The following is a 20,038-nucleotide window of genomic DNA, read 5'->3' as shown; positions in this document are numbered from 1 at the left end:
CCGGGGAAGGGCTGGCTCAGGCGCCGTCGTCGGCGCCGCGGCCGATGATGCGGGCCGGGAACGGCTCGCCGCGCGGCCGTGCCGGATGCGCGTCGTCCTCGCGTGGTCGTTTCGGCGCGATCGCGTCGAGCAGGGCCTGCTGCTCGTCGGGAATCCGGTAGTCCCAGCCGAAGCGGCTCAACTGCAGGCTCTGCGCGATGCGCAGCGCCGGCTCCATGAAGCGCACCGCGGCGGCCGGCTGGTAGCGCGCCTCGACGGTCCTCAGGAACAGGGCCAGCCAGCGGCTGAAATGCGCCGGCTCGATGCCTTCGAGCGGCTGGTGCCTGGCCTGCAGGTTGCCGCGATATCCCTTGGTGCCGAGCACCAGGTTCGACCAGAACGCGACCATCTTCGGCAGGTGCTCGTCCCAGCGGCCGTCGAGCCGGGCACCGAACACGGGGCCGAGCAGGGGATCGGCGCGCACCTGCAGATAAAACGCGTCGACCAGGCCGCGGATATTGTCCTCGCTCGGCTCGGCCTCGCGCGGGCCGGCGGGCGCGGGCGAGACCGCTTCGGGGGAGGGGCTGGCGGCCAGGTCGAGGGCCGGATTGGTCGGGATCATGGTCGAAGGGAGAACGGGGCCGCTACACTGTCGCGATTTTGTCGCACAATAGCGAACGGCCACCCGCCAAAAAGTGCTTCCAGGGCGCATATTATCGCGCGATTTCCGTTTCGGCAGGCGCCTTATCCGGCGGCGGCCGCCGACGCTGGCACCTCAACGACACGATCGACTTCGCTCATGAGACTGACCGACTACACCGACTACTCGCTGCGCGTGATGCTGTTCCTGGCGGTGCGCAGCGAAGGCCTGTCGACGATCCAGGAGATCTCGGATGCCTACGGCATCTCGAAGAATCACCTGATGAAGGTGGTGCAGCGGCTCGGCGAGCTCGGCTGGGTCGACACCGTGCGCGGTCGCAACGGCGGCCTGCGCATCAACGCGAATTCGGGGCGGCTGACGATCGGCGAGGTGGTGCGCGCCACCGAGAGCGATTTTGCCCTGGTGGGCTGTTTCGGCGGCGAGGGGCAGGGCGTCGAGCACCGTTCCTGCGTGATCGAGCCGCATTGCCGCCTCAAGGGCGTGCTGTACGCCGCGCGCGAGGCCTTCTTCTCCGAACTGGACCGCCACACGATCGCCGAACTCTCGCGCCCCGCCTCGCCGCTGGCGGCCGCGCTCGGCATCGTGCCGATCGTCGTCGAGCCGGCCTGAGCGCCCGCGCTTCCTCCCAACGGCGGCGTCCGCCGCCATCCAGCCTCGTTTCTCGCTATCCTGACGCAGCCAGGCTGGCGCCGTCATCGAGCCTGGACGCCGCCCGGGCAGACCGAATCCCGCGCCTGCTCCCTGCCTGCGCCTCGCCGGGCTCGGGCCCCATTCGGCCAAGCCATGCCGGGCGGGGCTGAACGCCGCAAGGCACACATCTTGCCTAGCGAGCGCTTGAAACCCCGGCAAGCAGCCTCATGTTGGAGCTATTCGAAAATTGGAGGTCTCTTCATGAGAATCGACAAGCTCACCACCAAGTTCCAGGAAGCGCTGGCCGACGCCCAGAGCCTCGCGGCCGGCCGCGACAATCAATACATCGAACCGGTCCACGTGCTGGCCTCGCTGATCGGCCAGACCGATGGCTCGGCGCGCTCGCTGATGTCGCGCACCGGCGTGCACGTGCAGGCGCTGCAAGGCGCGCTGAACGAGGCGATCTCGCGCCTGCCGCAGGTCACCGGCACCGGCGGCGACATCCAGATCGGCCGCGAGCTGGCCGGCCTGCTGAACCAGGCCGACAAGGAAGCGCAGAAGCTCAACGACAGCTTCATCGCCAGCGAAATGTTCCTGCTCGCGGTGTCCGACGACAAGGGCGAGGCCGGTAAGCTGGCGCGCCAGCACGGCATGACGCGCAAGGCGCTGGAAGCGGCGATCGCGGCCGTGCGCGGCGGCTCGCAGGTGCACAGCGCCGATGCCGAGAGCCAGCGCGAGGCGCTCAAGAAGTACACGGTCGACCTGACCGAGCGCGCGCGCTCGGGCAAGCTCGATCCGGTGATCGGCCGCGACGACGAGATCCGCCGCTCGATCCAGATCCTGCAGCGCCGCACCAAGAACAACCCGGTGCTGATCGGCGAGCCCGGCGTGGGCAAGACCGCCATCGTCGAGGGGCTGGCGCAGCGCATCGTCAACGGCGAGGTGCCCGAGACGCTGAAGAACAAGCGCGTGCTCTCGCTCGACATGGCCGCGCTGCTGGCCGGCGCGAAGTACCGCGGCGAGTTCGAGGAACGCCTGAAGTCGGTGCTCAACGACATCGCCAAGGACGAAGGCCGTACCATCGTCTTCATCGACGAGATCCACACCATGGTGGGCGCCGGCAAGGCCGAGGGCGCGATGGACGCGGGCAACATGCTCAAGCCGGCGCTCTCGCGCGGCGAGCTGCACTGCATCGGCGCGACCACGCTCGACGAGTACCGCAAGTACATCGAGAAGGATGCCGCGCTCGAGCGCCGCTTCCAGAAGGTGATCGTCGACGAGCCGAGCGTGGAGGCGACCATCGCGATCCTGCGCGGGCTGCAGGAGAAGTACGAGCTGCACCACGGCGTGGACATCACCGATCCGGCCATCGTGGCCGCGGCCGAACTCTCGCATCGCTACATCACCGACCGCTTCCTGCCGGACAAGGCGATCGACCTGATCGACGAGGCCGCCTCGAAGATCAAGATGGAAATCGATTCGAAGCCCGAATCGATGGACAAGCTCGACCGTCGCCTGATCCAGTTGAAGATCGAGCGCGAGGCCGTCAAGAAGGAGCAGGACGAGGCTTCGCAGAAGCGCCTGCAACTGATCGAGGAAGAGATCGAGCGGCTGGGCCGCGAGTATGCCGACCTCGAGGAGATCTGGACCGCCGAGAAAGCCGCCGTGCAGGGCAGCGCCCAGCTCAAGGAGGATATCGACCGGGTGCGCGCCGAGATCGCCAAGCTGCAGCGCGAGGGCAAGCTCGAGAAGGTGGCCGAGCTGCAATACGGAAAGCTTCCGCAACTCGAGGCGCAACTCAAGCAGGTTACCCAGGCCGAGGAGCAGGAGCAGCACAATCCGAGCAAGCCGCGTCTGTTGCGCACCCAGGTCGGCACCGAGGAGATCGCCGAGGTGGTGTCGCGTGCCACCGGCATCCCGGTCTCGCGCATGATGCAGGGCGAGCGCGAGAAGCTGCTGCATATCGAGGAAAAACTGCATGAGCGGGTGATCGGCCAGGACGAGGCGATCAGCGCGGTGGCCGATGCGATCCGCCGCTCGCGCGCGGGCCTGTCGGACCCGAACCGGCCTTATGGCTCGTTCCTGTTCCTGGGCCCGACGGGCGTCGGCAAGACCGAGCTCTGCAAGGCGCTGGCCGGCTTCCTGTTCGATTCGGAGGATCACCTGATCCGCATCGACATGAGCGAGTTCATGGAGAAGCACAGCGTCGCGCGCCTGATCGGCGCGCCGCCGGGCTACGTCGGCTACGAGGAAGGCGGTTACCTGACCGAAGCGGTGCGTCGCAAGCCGTATAGCGTGATCCTGCTCGACGAGATCGAGAAGGCGCACCCGGACGTGTTCAACGTGCTGCTGCAGGTGCTCGACGATGGCCGCATGACCGACGGGCAGGGCCGCACCGTGGACTTCAAGAACACGGTGATCGTGATGACCTCGAACCTCGGTTCGCAGGTGATCCAGTCGATGGTGGGCTCGCCCCAGGAGGCGGTGAAGGACGCGGTGTGGGAGGAGGTCAAGCTGCACTTCCGCCCCGAGTTCCTGAACCGGATCGACGACGTGGTGGTGTTCCATGCGCTCGATCGCAGCAACATCCAGTCGATCGCGAAGATCCAGCTGGCGCGCCTGCACGAGCGGCTGGCCAAGCTCGACATGCAGCTGGAGGTGACCGACGCGGCGCTCGACCAGATCGGCAAGGTCGGCTACGACCCGCTGTTCGGCGCGCGCCCGCTCAAGCGCGCGATCCAGCAGGAGATCGAGAATCCGGTGGCCAAGCTGATCCTGGCCGGGCGCTTCGGGCCCAAGGACGTGATTCCGGTCGACGTGCAGGACGGCAAGTTCGTGTTCGATCGCGTCGTGCACTGAGGCGAAGCCGCACGATTGGCAAGGGCTTCGGGAACCCCGCTTCGGCGGGGTTTTTTTTCGGCCGTCGCTTGTTTCGGCGGTTGCCGGCGCCTCAGCCGGCGCCGAACAGGAAGCGCTCGCAATACACGGCGTCGAATGCGAGCGAGCCCCGTTCGAAATCAGGACTGCGATGGAAGCCCGCCCGCGCGGCCTCGGGCAGCCCGGCCTCGAAATCGGGTGAGAAGACGAAGCCTGATTTCATCGACAGCAGGTACTGCGCGACCTTCTGTCGGCCCTCCGGGGCGCCGAGATCGTGATGGTCGAGGATGCCGTCGGCGTGAGCATTGTCGAGCGCGCCGACGAAGAAGGCGCTCTCGTCGGCGAAGTCGGCTTTCAGCAGGAACACCACGAAGGGCTCGGTGTCGCCCGGCTGGCTCAGGTCCACCACGCCGGAGAACAGGTAGCCGGGCGCCGCGAGCCGGTGGCAGCGCGAGCCGACGGCGGGGCGGCCCGCTTCCAGGCCGGCGCGGACCTGCTCGTAGACGCGTTGCCAGCGCGCGAGCGACTCGCGCAGCTCGGCGAGGTTGCGCTCGACGCGCTCGCTCGCGGCCGCCAGCTCGGCATGCGAGGCCTCGTCGAGCTGGCGCAGTTCGACGGCGATGTCCTGCCAGATCGCGATCTGGCGCTCGGTCTCGTAGGCGCGCTTCTTCAGCGAGCGCAGGTACTGCGCGTTGAGCCGGGTGTCGTCGTAGCGCGTCAGGCCGTTGTCGAGATCGCGGAACAGCAGGTTGTCGTGTTCCTGGCAGTAGCCGAGGAAGGTGGTCGCCGAGCGGGTCGCGACATGCTTGAAGGCGTAGCGATAAGGGTTGCCCGACAGGTCGGGCGCGAGCACGTCGACATAGCGCCGCCCCTCGATGTCGCGCGCCAGGCAGCGCGTGATCTTGCCTTCCGAGATTTCATGCGACCAGATCGAGGCGCGCGTGCAACCCGCGTGCCGGCAGGTCCAGGCCGCGCTCTTGCCGGGGCGCGCGAACTTGCCGTAGACGGCGCGCGCGCTTTTCTTGATCGCGTCGCCGGGGTGGCTGAAGAGGATGGCCGAGAGGAAATGCGCGAGCAGCGGATCGTGGATCGCGGCGTCGGAGATGGTTGCCTGGGCGCTGGTGAAGTCCATGCGGCGGCTCGTGGGGGCGGCCGGTTCGCCGGCTCGCGGGTTGCGCCGCCGCGGGCCCGGGGCAGGCTGCGGCCCGGGCCCGCGCCTTCGACCGCGCCCCGGCCTGGCGACCGGTGCGGGCGAGGGCTGGCGGCGAATCAGGCGGTCTTGTTGCCGCCGCCGAACAGGCCGGCCAGCTGCGAGAGCGTGCCGAGCAGGTTCGGCGCGTCGACCTGGCCGTCGGCCGGCACGTTGCCGTCCGGGGTGGCGTGATTGACCAGGTGCGGCAGCACCTGGGCCAGCAGGTTCGAGGCCGTCGAGGGATCGACGCCGGCCTTGTTGGCGAGCGAGGTGACGGTGTCCGAGCCGAGCACGTTCTGCAGCGTGTCGGGCGAGATCGGCTGGTTCGCGCCGGTGCCGACCCACGAACCGATCACGTCGCCCACGCCGCCCTGGCGGAACTTCTCGATCAGGCCGTTCAGCCCGCCGGGCTGGTTGTTGACGAATTCGAGCGCGGCGGCGAGCAGTGCGCCCTGATTGCCGCCGCCATTCTGGCCGCCTAGCGCGCCAGTCACCATATCGAGCAGACCCATGATTTCTCTCCGATGCCGGGTTTCCACTTCCTGAAACGGCGTCGCGAGGGCGGCGCCGGGCTTGTGTTCGCGGCCAGCCGCATCTCGCGCGGCGGGCCGACGGGTCAGGCGCCTGACGCGGCCGATGCGGCCTGACTCTTCTTCGACTTCCTGGGCTTCTTGGCCTTGGGCTCCGAGGCGCCGGCCGTGGCGGTTGCCGCGGCCGGGGCGCTGCCTGCCGCCGCGGCGCTGGCGGCGGCCGCCGCCTTGTCCTTCTTGCGCGAGGCACGGCTCGCCTTGGCGGGCTTGGCCGGCTGCGAGGCCGCGTTGGCGGCGGCCGCGCCCGTCTGCGCGGTGCTTGTCGTGGTGGACGGGGCCGGCGTGGTCGCGCTCGGCGCGGGCGCCGGCGTGCCGGTGCTGGTGCCGGCCTGGGTCTTGGTGGCGCGCGTGGCGGGCTGGCTGGCCTTGGCGCCGGTCGGCGGCGCCGAGGAGCCGCCGATCGTCAGGCCGGCGGCCTCGAGGTTGGCGACCGATTTCTGCCCGAGCCCCTTGACGCGGCTGGCCAGGTCATCGGCGCTCTTGAACGGGCCGTTCTTGGCGCGTTCGTCGATGATCGCCTTGGATTTCACCGGGCCGAGGCCCTTCACCGATTCGAGCGCGGCCTGGTCGGCGGTATTGACCTCGACGGCCGCCGCGAAGGTGGCGCCCAGCGAGAGCGACAGGGTGAGCAACAGCAGCAGCAGTTTTTTCAGCATGGCAAGGACTCCCCAGTAGAGCGGTGGAACCGCTGTTATGACGGACAGGCGATGACGCGATGCGAACGGCCGATGTCGTGCGATCAAGCATAGGACAAATGCGTGCCCTTTTTGAGGCAGCGCGCGCAGTGTTGCGCATCGCGACGGGGGCTGTAAAGGGGAGAAGGGCCGGCGGCGGGCCGTTTTGACCAAGTTTGACGGAAGCCTCCAGTCGGGCGGTGGATTTCCGGGAGGTCGGGAGCCGCGGGACGCGGGCAGGATGGGCTTTGGCGCAGCCAATCGCGCCGATCGTTTCGCCAGGAAGTATTCGGGCCGCCGTCGCGGCTGGCCCCTTGGCGCACGTCAGGTCGAATCCGGCGGCTGGCGCGGCGCCTGGCCATTCCGGCTCACGCCCCGGCCGGTCGTTCAGCCCGCGTCGCGCAACTGGCGCCGGCTGACGTGGCGCAGGTAGAGCACCAGGGCCGCGCCGGCGATCAGCAGGCTCACGAAGTTGGCGCTCCAGAAGCCGCGCGCGCCGGTCAGCGCGGCCGGCACCCAGCCACCGACGTCGAAGCCGAGCAGGTAGCCGCCGCCCACCCCGACGCCCCACAGCGCGACCGCGTAGATCACGGTCGGCACCACCGCCACCTTGTAGGCGCGCAGCACGAAGGCAGTGGTGACCTGGATCGCGTCCACGCAGTGGTAGAAGGCAACGATCGTGACCAGCGGCAGGGCGGCGGCCATCACGGCCGGGTTTGGCGTGTAGGCGCCGATGATGCGCTGGCGCAGCAGCAGCACCACGCAGGCATAGCCGATCGCGGTCATCGCCGCGAAGCTCACGCCGTGCCGCGCCAACAGCCGCGCCTCGTCGGGGCGGCCGGCGCCGAGCGAACGCGCCACCAGGGTCGAGGCGGCGATGCCGATCGACAGCGGCGTCATGTAGAGCACCGCGCCGAGGTTGCCGGCGATCTGGTGGCCGGCCAGCGTGGTGGTGCCGAAATGCGCGATGAACAGCGCCATGAAGGTGTAGGAGGTCACCTCGATCAGGTAGGACAGCCCCATCGGCAGGCCGAGCTTGAGCAGCGCCTTCTGGCGCTCCCAGGTCGGCGTGCAGAAGCGCGCGAAGATGCCCAGCGGCGCGAACACGTTGAGCCGCGCGACCAGGGTGAATCCGATCAGCGCGAGCGCCCAGTTGATCAGGGTGCTGGCCAGCCCGCAGCCGGGGCCGCCCAGGGCCGGCACGCCCAGGCCGCCGAAGATGAACCAGATGTTGAGCGGGATCTTCAGCGCCAGCGCGCCGATCTGCAGGATCATCGCCAGCCGCGGCTTGCCGGCCGCGTTGGTCAGCGCGTTGTAGATGCGGAACATCAGGCTGGCCGGCAGCCCGAAGGACAGGATGCGCAGGTAGTCGACGGTGCGGTCGTGCAGCTCGGGCGGCGTGTGCGCGAGGCGCAGCAGCAGGTTCGGGAAGTGCAGCAGCAGGAAGCCGGGCACTGCCAGCATCGCCGCCAGCCACATCGCCTGGCGCACCTCCTCGCCGATCTCCTGGAAGCGGCGCGCGCCGTACAACTGGCCCGCGATCGGCTGCAGCGCCGAAAGGATTCCGGTCAGGCCGATGAAGACCGACACGTAGATCGACGAGCCGAGCCCGAGCGCGGCCAGGTCGACGGCCGAGTAGCGGCCCACCATCGCGGTGTCGATCACGCCGAAGGCGATGATCGCGAGCTGGCCGATCAGCACCGGCCAGGCGAGGCCGGCGATGCGGCGCACGTCGGCGAACATGCTCAATCCCGCGCGATGCGGGCGCCGCGTCCCGGATGACGGCGGATCGGCGTCTTGGGCCGCTCGATCCGCTCGTAGAGGCGGAAGCGCTCGTCGCGGTCGGCCGCGCGGCGGCCTTCCCAGATCAGCCGCCAGACGTATTCCGACATCGAACTCGGCTCGCCGTAGTCGGCCGGGTCCTGGCGCAGGATCACGTCGCAGTCGTCGGTGAAGGAGAAGTGCATGTCGCCGAAGTAGGCGAAGGTGGCGATCTGCGCGTCGCCCAGGCGCACCGGCGAGATGCACTCGTAGTCGGCCGGCAGGTGCGCGGCGATCTGCACCGCCACGTCGCGATAGGTCCGGCTGTAGTTGACGAAGGGCAGCCACAGCGTCATCAGCAGTACCCACATCAGGGTGGTGCCGGCGCCTGACAGCACCACGCTGCGCCACAGCACCTTGGGCTGGCGCGAGATGCGCCAGCGCACCAGCGCGCACCAGCAGAACGTGGCAATCAGCGCGCAGGCGAAGGCGAGGATGTTGAAGTGCGATTCGTAGCCGGGCACCAGGCGCGCCAGGTTGCGGGCCAGCGGATGCGGGAAGCCGGTGATCGAGGCCAGCCAGACCAGCCACACGAAGCTGCCGAGGATGGTGAAGCTGAGCACCGCGAACCAGTCGATCGCGTTGATCGCGCCGCGCTTCAAGGTGGGCAGGGCAAAGGTGGCGAGCACCGCCAACGGCGGCAGCAGCAGCATGTAGACGCGGTTGGTTTCCTGGCTCTGCAGGATCACCAGCGCGACCAGCGGGGCGGCCACCGCGAGCGGCACGGCGATGTGCGGCCGGCGGCGCCAGCCCTTCCAGCTCACCCAGGCCCAGATCGCCAGCGGCCAGGCCGGCCAGGTGAACAGCGGCAGGTTCTTGGCGGCGTAGCGCAGCACCGTGGTCGGCGGGCCCGAGAAGCGCATCAGGCTGCCGTGCAGCCACTGGTTGAAGAACCAGTTGGCGTCGTCGGGATAGAGCGTGAGGGCGGCGAGCGGCCAGAGCGCGAACAGCAACACGGCGATCGGCACGCCGACCAGCAGCAGGTGGCGATGCCGGACCTCGGGCGTGGCCAGCATCAGCACGGCGGTGCCGACGATCAGCGCGGCGGCCAGTACCGGGTTGCCGGACAGCAGCAGCAGGCCGACCGCGATGCCCCACCAGGTGGCGCCGTGCAGCGGCTTGTCGGTCAGCCGTACCAGGCCGTAGACCAGCATCGCGACCCAGGCGAACTGGGCCAGTTGCGGGGTGGTTTCATGGCCGCGCTCGGCCAGCCCGAAGCAGGCCAGCAGCACCAGCAGCGCGCCGTCGGCCAGCGTGCGGCCGTAGTCGCGTGGCTCGGGCTCGCCGCCGAAGGCGTACTTGAACGGCTGCACCTCGGGGCGGCGGCCGAGCAGGTAGGCGGTGTACCAGACGAAGGCGCAGGCCACGCAGAACAGGATGCCGGTGGCGATCCGCGAGGCGTTGCTCGCCGAGAACCAGGGGCCGAAGGCCTCGACGCCGAGCGCGCCGAGCCAGTAGCCGAGCGGGCCGTCCGTGGTGATGAACTTGCCGACCAGGTTGGGCAGCAGCCAGTCGTGCAGCGAGCCGCCCGCCATCGTCCACATCACGCCGAAGCCGGCGGCATCCTCGTTCTTCCACGGATCGCGGGCAAACAGGCCGAAGCCCGCGTAGACCAGGCAGAGCGTGAGCAGCAGCCAGCGCGGCAGGGCGCGCGTGGCGGAGGCGGTGAGACGAACGACAGGCTTCATGCAGTGATTGGCTTGTTATGAGTAGGCGCCGGGCGGCGCCGCTGGGCACTGCCGTGTTACGAGCATCCGGCATTGTAGACGTTGCGCGCGGGCGTTGCCGCAAGCCCGGTGCCGCAACACGCGCACACGAAAAAAGGGCAGCCTGGGCTGCCCTTTTTTCGGTTCGGACCATGCAGGCCGGCGTTGCCGCCGGCCCGGGTCTCGCGAGGCTGGCTTACGAGGAAGCCTTGCCGTTCGCGCGCGAGCCGAACTTGTTCTTGAACTTCTCGACGCGGCCGGCCGTGTCCATGATCTTTTGCTGACCCGTGTAGAACGAGTGCGATTCCGACGAGACTTCGATCTTGGCCAGCGGGTAGGTCTTGCCGTCGAGTTCGATGGTTTCGCGCGTCTGGATGGTCGAGCGCGTCACGAACTTGAAGCCGTTCGACATGTCTTGGAAGACGACTTCGCGGTAATCCGGGTGAATGCCAGGTTTCATGATGTGTCCTGTAATGGAGCGGTAGCCAACCCGCCGCGTCGTCCTGAACCGCAAACGATGCCTGGCGAGCCACTTGCCTAGGGTCGAAAAACGGAGATTATGCCAGAAAATCAGGCGGTTGGCGATTTTCGCGCACGGCGCCCTGATTTGTCGCGCGCTTCAGACGGCCGGCAGCTCCGCCAGCGCGCCGGTGCCGGCCGGATCCTGGCGGTAATAGTGCGCGAGCAGCCGGTACAGCTCGGGGAATTCCGCCTCGAAGGCGGTCGGCCGCACGAACAGCGCCTCGCTGCAGACCGCGAAGAATTCGGAAGGGTGGTCGGCCGCATAGGGATCGATCAGCGAGTTGCGCTCGAAGCGCGCCCAGGCGCGATCCGGCACCGCGTCGACGCGGTCGCAGAAACGGTCGTAGGCGTGGTCGAAGACGTTTTCCCAGCGCGTCGCGTCGAGGTGCGGCGCATGCAGGCGGCGAAACAGGGGCGGATGGCCATCGGCCTCGCCGCTGATCATGTCGATCTTGTGCGCGAATTCGTGGATCACCACGTTGTAGGCGTCGCTGCCGTCCGACATCTGCACGTCCTCCCAGGACAGGATCACCGGGCCGCCCTGCCAGGCCTCGCCGCTGGCGTCCTGCTCGACCTCGTGGACCACGCCGTCGTGGTCCTCGACGGTCTTGCGGATCACGAACTCGCCCGGATAGACCACCACGCCCACCCAGCCGCGGTAGAGGTCGAGCCCGAGATTGAGCACGGGCAGGCAGGCCTGCACGGCGATGCCGACCGTCATGGCCTCGGTCAGCTCCAGTTCATGCGCGGTCGAGAAGGATTTCTCGGCGAGAAAGCAGCTTGTCATCTCGCGCAGGCGGGCCAGGTCGGCGGCCGACAGCGTGGCGAGGAACGGCAGCCGCGCGAGCGTGTCGTCCCAGAGCGGGTCGGGAATCGGGAAACTGCGCAGCGCGCGATCGCGGCGGCGCGCGTCGAGCCACCGGGAGAGTCGGGAGAGCATCGGAGCGAGGGGCGTGACGAAACAGGCGCACGGTACCTCAATCGATCGCTTTTTGCCAGGCGGCGATCAGGCCGCCGCAGACGGCCACGCCCGCCACGAACAGGAAGCCGTCGAGCGAGGCGAGGAAGGCGGCCTGGCGCAGGAAGGTCTGGTTCAGCGAGGCGAGCGCGAGCGCCTGCGCCTCGCCCGCCGCGTGGCCGGCGGCCGCGAAACCGCGCGTCAGCGTGTCGAGCGTCTGCGCAAAGATCGGGTTGAGCGGGCTGGCCTGCTCGAACAGGCGTTCGCGGTGCAGCGCGTCGCGATGCTGCTCGACGATGATCACCGAGGCGGTCGCGAAGGACAGCGTCAACTGCTTGAAGATGTTCTTGAGGCGGTAGCTGTGCGTGTAGTCGTCGAGCGCGAAATCGCGGAAGGTCAGGTTCGCCACCGGCAGCACGATGAACAACAGCAACAGCCCGCGCATCAGCAGCGGGGCGATCAATTGCGCCTCGCTGACCTGGGGCGTCATGCGCGACATCACGAAGGCGGTGCAGGCGGCCAGCGCAAAGCCCGGCACGATGATCCATTTCTTGCGCGTGACGTGTTTCGCGTAGCGCAGGTAGACGAACAGCGCGCTGGCGGCGATCAGCGAGGTGGTGCCGGTCAGGCGCCCGGCGTTCTCGACCGGGTAGCCGAGGCCGGCCTCGAGGAAGCGCGAGCTCAGGTAGCTGAACGAGGTGGTGATGTAGTAGTAGAAGACATAGAGCAGCAGGCCGACCTGGAAGCTGCGCTGGCGGAACGCCGACATGCGCACCAGCGGCGAGGGATGGTTCCACTGCTGGCGCGCGAACCAGGCCAGCGAGGCGAAGCCGGCGAAGCTGAGCAGGATCAGCGAGGGCGAGGACAGGAACAACTGGTAGCGCACCTGCTGCATCACGATCTGCAGGGCGCCTTGCGCGAAGGCGAACACCACATAAGGCCAGATGTGGCTGTTGGTGCGTTCCTCGGGCGGCGCGTGGCCGCTGTCGGGCAGCGCGCCATAGGCCAGCGCCGAGAACAGCAGCGCGGGCGGCACGGTGCAGGCGAACACCGCGCGCCAGGTGAAATGCGCCACCAGCTCGCCGCCGACGATGGGGGCGAGCGAGGTGCCGAGCAGCAGCATGATCAGGAAGGCGCGCGTGGCGCGCGGTCGTTGCGGCGGCGCGTAGGTGATCTGGATCAGGATCCGGCAGGCGCCCATCATCGGGCCGATGAAGTAACCCTGCAGGCCGCGCGCGAAGGCCAGTTGCAGCGAGGTGTCGGCCGCGGTGGCGGCGAGCGCGCCCAGCGCGTAGAGCAGCATGCAGCCGCTGACGTAGCGGCGATGCCCGACGCGATCGATCCACCATTGCTGCTGGAGGATGCCGAGCACGGCCGCCATCGCATAGGTGCTCGAGGACCAGACGAGTTCGTCGGGCGAGGCGTTGATGCCGCCGGCGATATGGCTGGCGAAGAACGAGAAGATCGCGTTGTCGAAGTAGTCGAGGCCGGTGACCAGCGCGATCACCCAGGGAAACAGCTCGCCGCGCAGCGTCTCGATACGCCAGAACGAAGGGCGGGGTGCCGCCGTGTTCATGGGCGTGGCTTGCCGGAGTGGCTCCGGGCGCGGCGCTCGGGTTGCGCCGCTTGGGTCGGTTTGGCCTGTTTTGCCGCGGCCTGGCGTTTGGCGATCAGCTCATCGGGATTGTCGCCGGCGATGCGCCGCTCGATGTAGTCGAGGTCGTGCCGCAATTCGGCGCGCACCATCTCGACTTCGCGCAGTTCGCGGCGCGCTGCGGCGATCCGCTCGTCGAGCCGGGCGACCTGCGCGGTCAATTCCGTGTGGATGTCGCGCAGCGAGTTCTCCGAGTAGCGGCGGCGCCCGCCGCTTTCGGCGGCCGGCTCCAGCGGCCGTTTCAGCATCTCGGTGATGCCGTGCAGCGAGAAGCCGATCGCGCGCAAGCGCAGGATGCGCGAGAAACGATCAAGGTCGGCCTCGTCGTAGAGACGGTAGCGACCCTCGCTGCGGCTCGGCGTGACGAGCCCGCGTTCCTCGTAGTACTTCAACGTGCGCGGCGTGACGCCGAGGCGCTCGGCGGCATCGCGCACGGTCAGCAGGCTGGGATCGGAGGGGCGGGGCATCGGCAGCGGCGATTCGAATGGAACGTGGCCGATTCTAGATCAACGTGTACGTTCACGTACAGGTTGGAATGCGCAATAGACCGCTGCGCCGGTTGAAGCGGATGCGAGGGGGCGGGATGCAAAAAAGCCGCCCCAAAGGGCGGCTCTTGCTGGCGCCGGCGCGATGGCCGGCGGTGGCGGGGCTTCAGCCGCCGCGGCGCATCAGGTCGAAGAACTCCGAATTGCTCTTGGTCTGGCGAATCTTGTCGAGCAGGAATTCCATCGCCTCGACTTCGTCCATGTCGTGGATGAACTTGCGCAGCACCCAGATCTTCTGGAGGATGTCCGGCTTGATCAGCATTTCTTCGCGACGCGTGCCCGACTTGTTCAGGTTGATCGACGGGTAGACGCGCTTTTCCGCGAGACGGCGCTCGAGGTGCACTTCCATGTTGCCGGTGCCCTTGAACTCTTCGTAGATCACGTCGTCCATGCGGCTGCCGGTTTCGATCAGGGCCGTGCCGATGATGGTCAGCGAACCGCCTTCCTCGATGTTGCGCGCCGCGCCGAAGAAGCGCTTCGGACGCTGCAGCGCGTTGGCGTCGACACCGCCCGTGAGCACCTTGCCCGAAGCCGGGATCACGGTGTTGTAGGCACGGGCCAGGCGCGTGATCGAGTCCAGCAGGATCACCACGTCATGCTTCATTTCCACCAGACGCTTGGCCTTCTCGATCACCATTTCGGCGACCTGCACGTGACGCGTGGCCGGTTCGTCGAAGGTCGAGGCGATCACTTCGCCCGCCACCGAACGCTGCATTTCGGTCACTTCTTCAGGGCGCTCATCGATCAGCAGCACGAACAGGATCACGTCCGGGTGGTTCTGCTTGATGGCGTGCGCGATGTGCTGGAGCATGACCGTCTTGCCCGACTTCGGCGAGGCCACCAGCAGGCCGCGCTGGCCCTTGCCGATCGGCGCGATCATGTCGATGATGCGGCCCGTGACGTTTTCCTCGCCGCGCATTTCGCGTTCGAGCGAAAGCGGCTTGTTTGGGTGCAGAGGCGTGAGGTTCTCGAACATGATCTTGTGTTTCGAGGCCTCGGGCGGCTGCCCGTTCACCTTGTCGACCTTCACCAGCGCGAAATAGCGTTCGCCGTCCTTCGGCGTGCGCACTTCACCTTCGATGGTGTCGCCGGTGTGCAGGTTGAAGCGGCGGATCTGCGACGGGCTGATATAGATATCGTCCGTGCTTGCGAGGTAGGACATTTCCGGCGAGCGCAGGAAGCCGAAGCCGTCCGGCAGGACTTCGAGCGTGCCGTCGCCGAAAATCGTCTCGCCCGTCTTGGCGCGCTTTTTTAGAATGGCGAACATCAACTCCTGCTTGCGCAGGCGGTTCGCGTTTTCGATCTCCAGACCATTGGCCATTTCGATCAATTCGGAGACGTGCAGAGACTTGAGCTCGGATAAATGCATACGGAGAACCCGCCAGGGAGGAGATGCTACGAAAGATATAGGGAGGAGGGCGAGCGGAATCGCTCAGAGACTTTTGCGTCGGATGGCGACGTCGAATGAAATTCTAGCACACGCCGATTCGGGCTTGCTTTGCCGTTCGGCGCTTGCGCAAAAAGCCTGTTGCCGGTTGGCAACAGGCTTTTTGCGGCAATACGGATTTACAGGTGGCTGTCGAGGAAGGCCGTCAGCTGCGACTTGGACAGCGCGCCGACCTTCTGAGCGGCGACCACGCCGTTCTTGAACAGGATCAGGGTCGGGATGCCGCGCACGCCGAACTTGGCCGGGGTGGCGGTATTGTCGTCGACGTTGATCTTCGCGATCTGCAGCTTGTCGCCGTAGTCCTTCGAGACTTCGTCGAGAATCGGCGCGATCATCTTGCAGGGGCCGCACCATTCCGCCCAGAAATCGAGCAGGACGGGCTTGTCGGATCTGACGACGTCCTGTTCGAACGATGCGTCGTTGATGTGTTTGATCAGTTCGCTCATTTGGTCAATACCTCATTCGTTTCGGGGACTGCCTGCGCTCGCCGGTCTTTGCACCGGCTGCCGGTCCAGGCAGCTCCGCCCCGTGGAACACGGCGGCGTGAAGCGCTTGCAAACCGTGGCTCGCGGGTCACTCGGGCGTCATATTAGCCTAAATTGCTATCCACCGTTGGCGGCGATAGTATCCGCTTCGCGAGTAGGGCTGTCGGCCCTTGCCGGCGACAACAGGGAGATGGGGTAGGCGCTTCGGAATACAAGAGGCGGCGCTCGCCGCGGTAATGCCATGTAATCGCGGCGCGCGTCGATGACAATGCGGCGCATCGGAAGGCGAGTGTCCTATTCTTTATTCTTCCGATTGTGCGAGCGGGTGGAAATGCCTGAGTCCGGCTCATGAATCGCGCCTTCCTTTCCTGCGTGTTCGTGTGGATCGATTGCGTTGCAGGGCATCGAATCGCGCGGCCGCACGGCGTCTCGCGATGCGTACGATAAATCGGTCGCGTTCAGCGTGAAGCGGTGATAGAATTCACCGTGACGGGCCTCCTCGCATGGTGGGCCGGTGAACCTGGTCAGGTCGGGAACGAAGCAGCCACAGCCGTTTTCCGCCAGTGCCGAGGGTCAGGCTCGTCACCTTCCCCTTTCTTCCTGTTCGATCAGCTGCCGCCGCGGCGTGTTCGCCTACTCCAGATCCCGATTGTCCTGCCTGCCCGCCACGTTCTACATGGCCGCATCGCGCATGCCGTTCATCTCGGCGCGCGTTCGCGCGGCGAGGATTTCGATGGCCGCTTGCCTGTCGGCGACGCCATACGTTACTGATACAATTTCCCGATGACCTATCAAGTTCTCGCACGCAAGTGGCGTCCGAAGGATTTCGCTTCGCTCGTCGGCCAGGAGCACGTCGTCAGGGCGCTCACGCACGCGCTCGACGGCGGGCGTTTGCATCACGCCTATTTGTTTACCGGTACGCGCGGCGTCGGCAAGACCACGCTATCCCGGATCTTCGCCAAGGCGCTCAATTGCGAGACCGGCATCACCTCGCAACCTTGCGGCGTCTGCCGTGCCTGCCGTGAAATCGACGAGGGGCGTTTCGTCGACTACGTCGAGATGGACGCGGCGAGCAATCGCGGCGTCGACGAAATGGCCGCGCTGCTGGAGCGCGCCGTGTACGCGCCCGTCGATGCGCGCTTCAAGGTCTACATGATCGACGAAGTGCACATGCTGACGAACCACGCGTTCAACGCGATGCTCAAGACGCTGGAAGAGCCGCCACCGCACGTCAAGTTCATCCTCGCCACCACCGATCCGCAGAAGATTCCCGTTACCGTGCTGTCGCGCTGTCTTCAGTTCAACCTGAAGCAGATGCCGGCCGGGCATATCGTCATGCACCTCGAGCGCATCCTCGGCGAGGAGCAGGTCGCCTTCGAGCCGCAGGCGTTGCGGCTGCTCGCGCGCGCGGCACAGGGCAGCATGCGCGATGCGCTGTCCCTGACCGACCAGGCGATCGCCTACTCGGCCAACGAGGTGACCGAGGCGGCGGTGTCGGGCATGCTCGGTGCGCTCGACCAGACCTACATGGTGCGTCTGCTCGATGCGATCGCGGCGGCCGATGGTCCTGAAATCCTGACGATCGCCGACGAGATGGCGCTGCGCAGCCTGTCGTTCTCGACCGCCCTGCAGGATCTGGCGGGCCTGTTGCACCGGATCGCCTGGGCCCAGTTCGCGCCCGCCTCGGTGCTCGACGAGTGGCCCGAGGCGGGCGACCTGCGCCGTTTCGCGGACTTGCTGAGTCTCGAGCAGGTGCAGCTCTATTACCAGATCGCGACGGTCGGGCGTGGCGAGATGGGGCTCGCGCCCGATGAATACGCCGGCTTCACCATGACCCTGCTGCGCATGCTCGCCTTCGAACCGGCGGGGCCGGGCGGCGGCGGGGCGGTGCCGGGTGTATCGCCGGCCGCGGCGGGCAACCGGCGCGCTACGGCAACTGCCGGTGCAGCAGCGGCGCCACGCGTAGCCTCCTCGGCGAGTGCCACGCCCGCAGTGCCCGCGATCGAGCCGAAGCCGCTGGCCAAGCCGGCGGCTTCTTCGGTCTCGCCGGCCGCCACGGTGCCTTCGAAGCCGCTGGCCCCCGAGGTGTCAGTGCCGGTCGCGTCGGTCGAAGCCGCCGCGTCGAGCGAGCCGGTGCCGAGCGTCGCGTCGGTAACCGAGCCGCTCGTCGAGCCTGCGCCGGAATCGACCGATGTTCCTGCTTCCCCCGTAGCCGCCCAGACCGACGCGGCCCCGGCTGCCGCCGAGGTCCCGGCCGTGCCCGGGCCGGCGGTAATCGCGCCTGTCGAGGCGAAATCCGAACCCGCAGCGCCGGTCGAATCCGTCGAACCTGTCGCGGCACCGATCGCAAGCCAGACGACTGTGCCGGCCGCAGCGGTCGAGCGTCCGGCGCCGGCACGCGGCGGCGGCGGCGCCGCCGCCGCGCTGGACGTGCTGCGCAGCCGCGGCATGCGCGTGTCCTCCGCCTCCGATCGCGAGCGTGCCGCCGCCGCGCCTAAATCAGCCGCGCCGGCCCCGAAGGCTGCCGCATCCGCGCCGCGGGTGAACGTGCCGACGCCGCGTCCGCGTCCCACGCCGGCCGCCGCGGCATCGCAGCCGGTAGGCGCGTCGTCGCCGGACCTTTCGGTACCGCCCCCGTGGGACGACATTCCGCCCGACGATTACCTGCCGATGTCGGCCGACGACAATTACGGCCCGCCGCCCGACGACGGCTACATTCCCGTCTTCGACAGCGGCCCCGACGACGTGCGCGTGGCCCCGCAGCCGGCGCCCGCGCCGGTCGACACGCGGCCGCTGCCGCCGGCCGTGCCGCTCGACGCGATCGGCTACCAGGGTGAATGGCCGCAACTGGCCGCGAGCCTGCCGCTCAAGGGCGTGGCCTACCAGCTCGCCTTCAACAGCGAGCTGACCTCGCTCGAGGGCGGCGCGCTGAAACTGGCGGTGCCGGTGCCGCAATACGCCGATGCCGCGCAGGTCGCCAAGCTGAAGACCGCGCTCGCCGAGGCGCTCGGCAAGCCGGTCGAGCTGAGCGTCGAGGTCGGCCCGGCGCGTCGCACCGCGGCTGCGCTCGACGCGGTCGAGCGCGCCAAGCGCCAGCGCGAGGCCGAGCAGGAGATCGGCGCCGACCCCTTCGTCCAGCAACTGATCCGCGATTTCGGCGCGCGCATCGTCGAGGGCTCGGTGAAGCCGGTCGCCGCCGACGGCGCCGGCGGCGCGCCCACGCTGCACTGATCGCGCGCAGCCCATTCCCTAATCCCGGAACCGGCGCTAAGATCGCGCCGGTCTCACACGAACACCAAGGAGCACGTCCATGATGAAAGGCCAACTCGCCGGGCTGATGAAGCAAGCCCAGCAGATGCAGGAAAACATGAAGAAGATGCAGGAGCAGCTCGCCCTCATCGAAGTCGAAGGCCAGTCGGGCGCCGGGCTCGTGAAGGTCACCATGACCTGCAAGAACGAGGTGCGCCGCGTGGCGATCGACCCGAGCCTGCTCGCGGACGACAAGGACATGCTCGAGGACCTGGTCGCGGCGGCGTTCAACGACGCCGTCCGCAAGGCCGAAGCCACCTCGCAGGAAAAGATGAGCGGCATGACCTCCGGCCTGCCGCTGCCGCCGGGCTTCAAGCTGCCGTTCTGAGGCGGCGCCCACGTCGACCGGTATCGCATGAAGCAGCCCTCCGCCCTGTCCGCCCTTGTCGAAGCGCTGCGCGTGCTGCCCGGCGTCGGGCCGAAATCCGCGCAGCGGATGGCGTATCACCTGATGCAGCACGATCGGGAGGGCGCCGAGAAGCTCGGGCGCTCGCTGCTGTTCGCCACCGAGCACCTGCAGCATTGCGAGAAATGCAACACCTTCACCGAGTCGCGCATCTGCGAGGTCTGCAGCGATGCCGAGCGTGATCCGAGCCTGCTGTGCGTGGTCGAGACGCCGGCGGACCAGATCATGCTCGAGCAGACGCTCACCTATCGCGGCCTCTATTTCGTGCTGATGGGGCGGCTCAGCCCGCTCGACGGCATTGGTCCCAAGGAAATCCATTTCGATCGGCTGGTGCGACGCGCCTCGGACGGCATCGTCAAGGAGGTCGTGCTCGCGACCAACTTCACGAACGAAGGCGAGGCGACCGCCCATTACCTCGGGCAGACCCTCAAGGCGCGCGGCCTGTCCGTCACGCGGCTGGCGCGCGGCGTGCCGGTCGGCGGCGAACTCGAATACGTCGACGCGGGCACCATCGCCCGCGCGATGCTCGACCGCCGGTCGATGTAAGCCCCAACGCGGCGCACGCCGCTCCGGAGATTCCAC

General features: G+C 67.7%; 17 protein-coding genes and 1 other RNA gene. 6 read left to right on the top strand and 12 right to left on the bottom strand.

Annotation, left to right across the window (positions count from 1 at the left end; genetic code table 11):
- Positions 1-16: 16 nt before the first annotated feature.
- On the bottom strand, positions 17-601 hold the full coding sequence (locus FB600_RS12095) for a group III truncated hemoglobin (protein ID WP_244133669.1): 585 nt from the start codon (positions 599-601) through the stop codon (positions 17-19).
- Between the two features lie 177 nt (positions 602-778).
- On the opposite strand from FB600_RS12095, the gene FB600_RS12090 reads away from it, so the two are divergent.
- Together FB600_RS12090 and clpB are read left to right on the top strand one after the other, a co-directional pair.
- Positions 779-1,249, top strand: a complete 471-nt coding sequence (locus tag FB600_RS12090; RefSeq protein ID WP_013698272.1) for an Rrf2 family transcriptional regulator — start codon at positions 779-781, stop codon at positions 1,247-1,249.
- A 282-nt stretch (positions 1,250-1,531) separates the two neighbouring features.
- Complete coding sequence (gene clpB / locus FB600_RS12085; RefSeq protein WP_017921349.1) at positions 1,532-4,129, top strand: ATP-dependent chaperone ClpB; 2,598 nt, start codon at positions 1,532-1,534, stop codon at positions 4,127-4,129.
- 91 nt (positions 4,130-4,220) lie between these two features.
- Here clpB and FB600_RS12080 read toward each other — a convergent pair whose 3' ends face one another.
- From FB600_RS12080 to trxA, 11 genes are all read right to left on the bottom strand, one after another.
- On the bottom strand, positions 4,221-5,279 hold the full coding sequence (locus tag FB600_RS12080) for a hypothetical protein (protein WP_105819834.1): 1,059 nt from the start codon (positions 5,277-5,279) through the stop codon (positions 4,221-4,223).
- Between the two features lie 137 nt (positions 5,280-5,416).
- A complete protein-coding gene (locus FB600_RS12075; protein ID WP_013698270.1) occupies positions 5,417-5,851 on the bottom strand; it encodes a YidB family protein in 435 nt (144 codons plus the stop codon).
- 104 nt (positions 5,852-5,955) lie between these two features.
- Positions 5,956-6,585, bottom strand: a complete 630-nt coding sequence (locus FB600_RS12070; protein WP_145756774.1) for a ComEA family DNA-binding protein — start codon at positions 6,583-6,585, stop codon at positions 5,956-5,958.
- Positions 6,586-6,990: 405 nt separating this feature from the next.
- Complete coding sequence (locus FB600_RS12065) at positions 6,991-8,346, bottom strand: MATE family efflux transporter (protein ID WP_025097642.1); 1,356 nt, start codon at positions 8,344-8,346, stop codon at positions 6,991-6,993.
- Between the two features lie 2 nt (positions 8,347-8,348).
- Positions 8,349-10,112, bottom strand: a complete 1,764-nt coding sequence (locus tag FB600_RS12060; RefSeq protein WP_096748736.1) for an ArnT family glycosyltransferase — start codon at positions 10,110-10,112, stop codon at positions 8,349-8,351.
- Positions 10,113-10,326: 214 nt separating this feature from the next.
- On the bottom strand, positions 10,327-10,590 hold the full coding sequence (locus FB600_RS12055) for a type B 50S ribosomal protein L31 (protein WP_013698266.1): 264 nt from the start codon (positions 10,588-10,590) through the stop codon (positions 10,327-10,329).
- Between the two features lie 159 nt (positions 10,591-10,749).
- Positions 10,750-11,592: a zinc-dependent peptidase gene (locus FB600_RS12050; protein ID WP_025097645.1), complete on the bottom strand. Its 843-nt coding sequence runs from the start codon at positions 11,590-11,592 to the stop codon at positions 10,750-10,752.
- A 37-nt stretch (positions 11,593-11,629) separates the two neighbouring features.
- The gene (locus FB600_RS12045; RefSeq protein WP_145756775.1) at positions 11,630-13,186 is read right to left on the bottom strand and encodes an MFS transporter; all 1,557 of its coding nucleotides are present in this window, start codon (positions 13,184-13,186) and stop codon (positions 11,630-11,632) included.
- The gene (locus FB600_RS12040; protein ID WP_096748738.1) at positions 13,183-13,731 is read right to left on the bottom strand and encodes a MerR family transcriptional regulator; all 549 of its coding nucleotides are present in this window, start codon (positions 13,729-13,731) and stop codon (positions 13,183-13,185) included. The genes FB600_RS12045 and FB600_RS12040 overlap by 4 nt, the downstream gene beginning before the upstream one ends.
- 184 nt (positions 13,732-13,915) lie before the next feature.
- Positions 13,916-15,178: a transcription termination factor Rho gene (gene rho / locus FB600_RS12035; RefSeq protein ID WP_006402347.1), complete on the bottom strand. Its 1,263-nt coding sequence runs from the start codon at positions 15,176-15,178 to the stop codon at positions 13,916-13,918.
- A 197-nt stretch (positions 15,179-15,375) separates the two neighbouring features.
- Positions 15,376-15,702: a thioredoxin TrxA gene (gene trxA, locus FB600_RS12030; protein WP_013698262.1), complete on the bottom strand. Its 327-nt coding sequence runs from the start codon at positions 15,700-15,702 to the stop codon at positions 15,376-15,378.
- A gap of 527 nt (positions 15,703-16,229) precedes the next feature.
- Here trxA and ffs point away from each other — a divergent pair.
- The 4 genes from ffs (at position 16,230) to recR (ending at position 20,002) form a co-directional block, all read left to right on the top strand.
- Positions 16,230-16,328, top strand: an RNA gene (ffs, locus tag FB600_RS12025) — signal recognition particle sRNA small type.
- Between the two features lie 196 nt (positions 16,329-16,524).
- Positions 16,525-18,972, top strand: coding sequence for a DNA polymerase III subunit gamma/tau (locus tag FB600_RS12020; RefSeq protein ID WP_145756776.1), 2,448 nt, complete (start codon positions 16,525-16,527; stop codon positions 18,970-18,972).
- Positions 18,973-19,051: 79 nt separating this feature from the next.
- On the top strand, positions 19,052-19,378 hold the full coding sequence (locus tag FB600_RS12015) for a YbaB/EbfC family nucleoid-associated protein (RefSeq protein ID WP_013698260.1): 327 nt from the start codon (positions 19,052-19,054) through the stop codon (positions 19,376-19,378).
- Between the two features lie 27 nt (positions 19,379-19,405).
- Positions 19,406-20,002, top strand: coding sequence for a recombination mediator RecR (gene recR, locus FB600_RS12010; protein WP_036051298.1), 597 nt, complete (start codon positions 19,406-19,408; stop codon positions 20,000-20,002).
- The last annotated feature ends 36 nt before the right edge of the window (positions 20,003-20,038 follow it).

The organism is Burkholderia sp. SJZ089, assembly GCF_007828315.1.
GTDB classification, from domain to species: Bacteria; Pseudomonadota; Gammaproteobacteria; order Burkholderiales; family Burkholderiaceae; genus Burkholderia; species Burkholderia gladioli.
The sequence above is the reverse complement of the archived record's forward strand: the minus strand, read 5'-3'. Positions and strand labels throughout refer to the sequence as shown.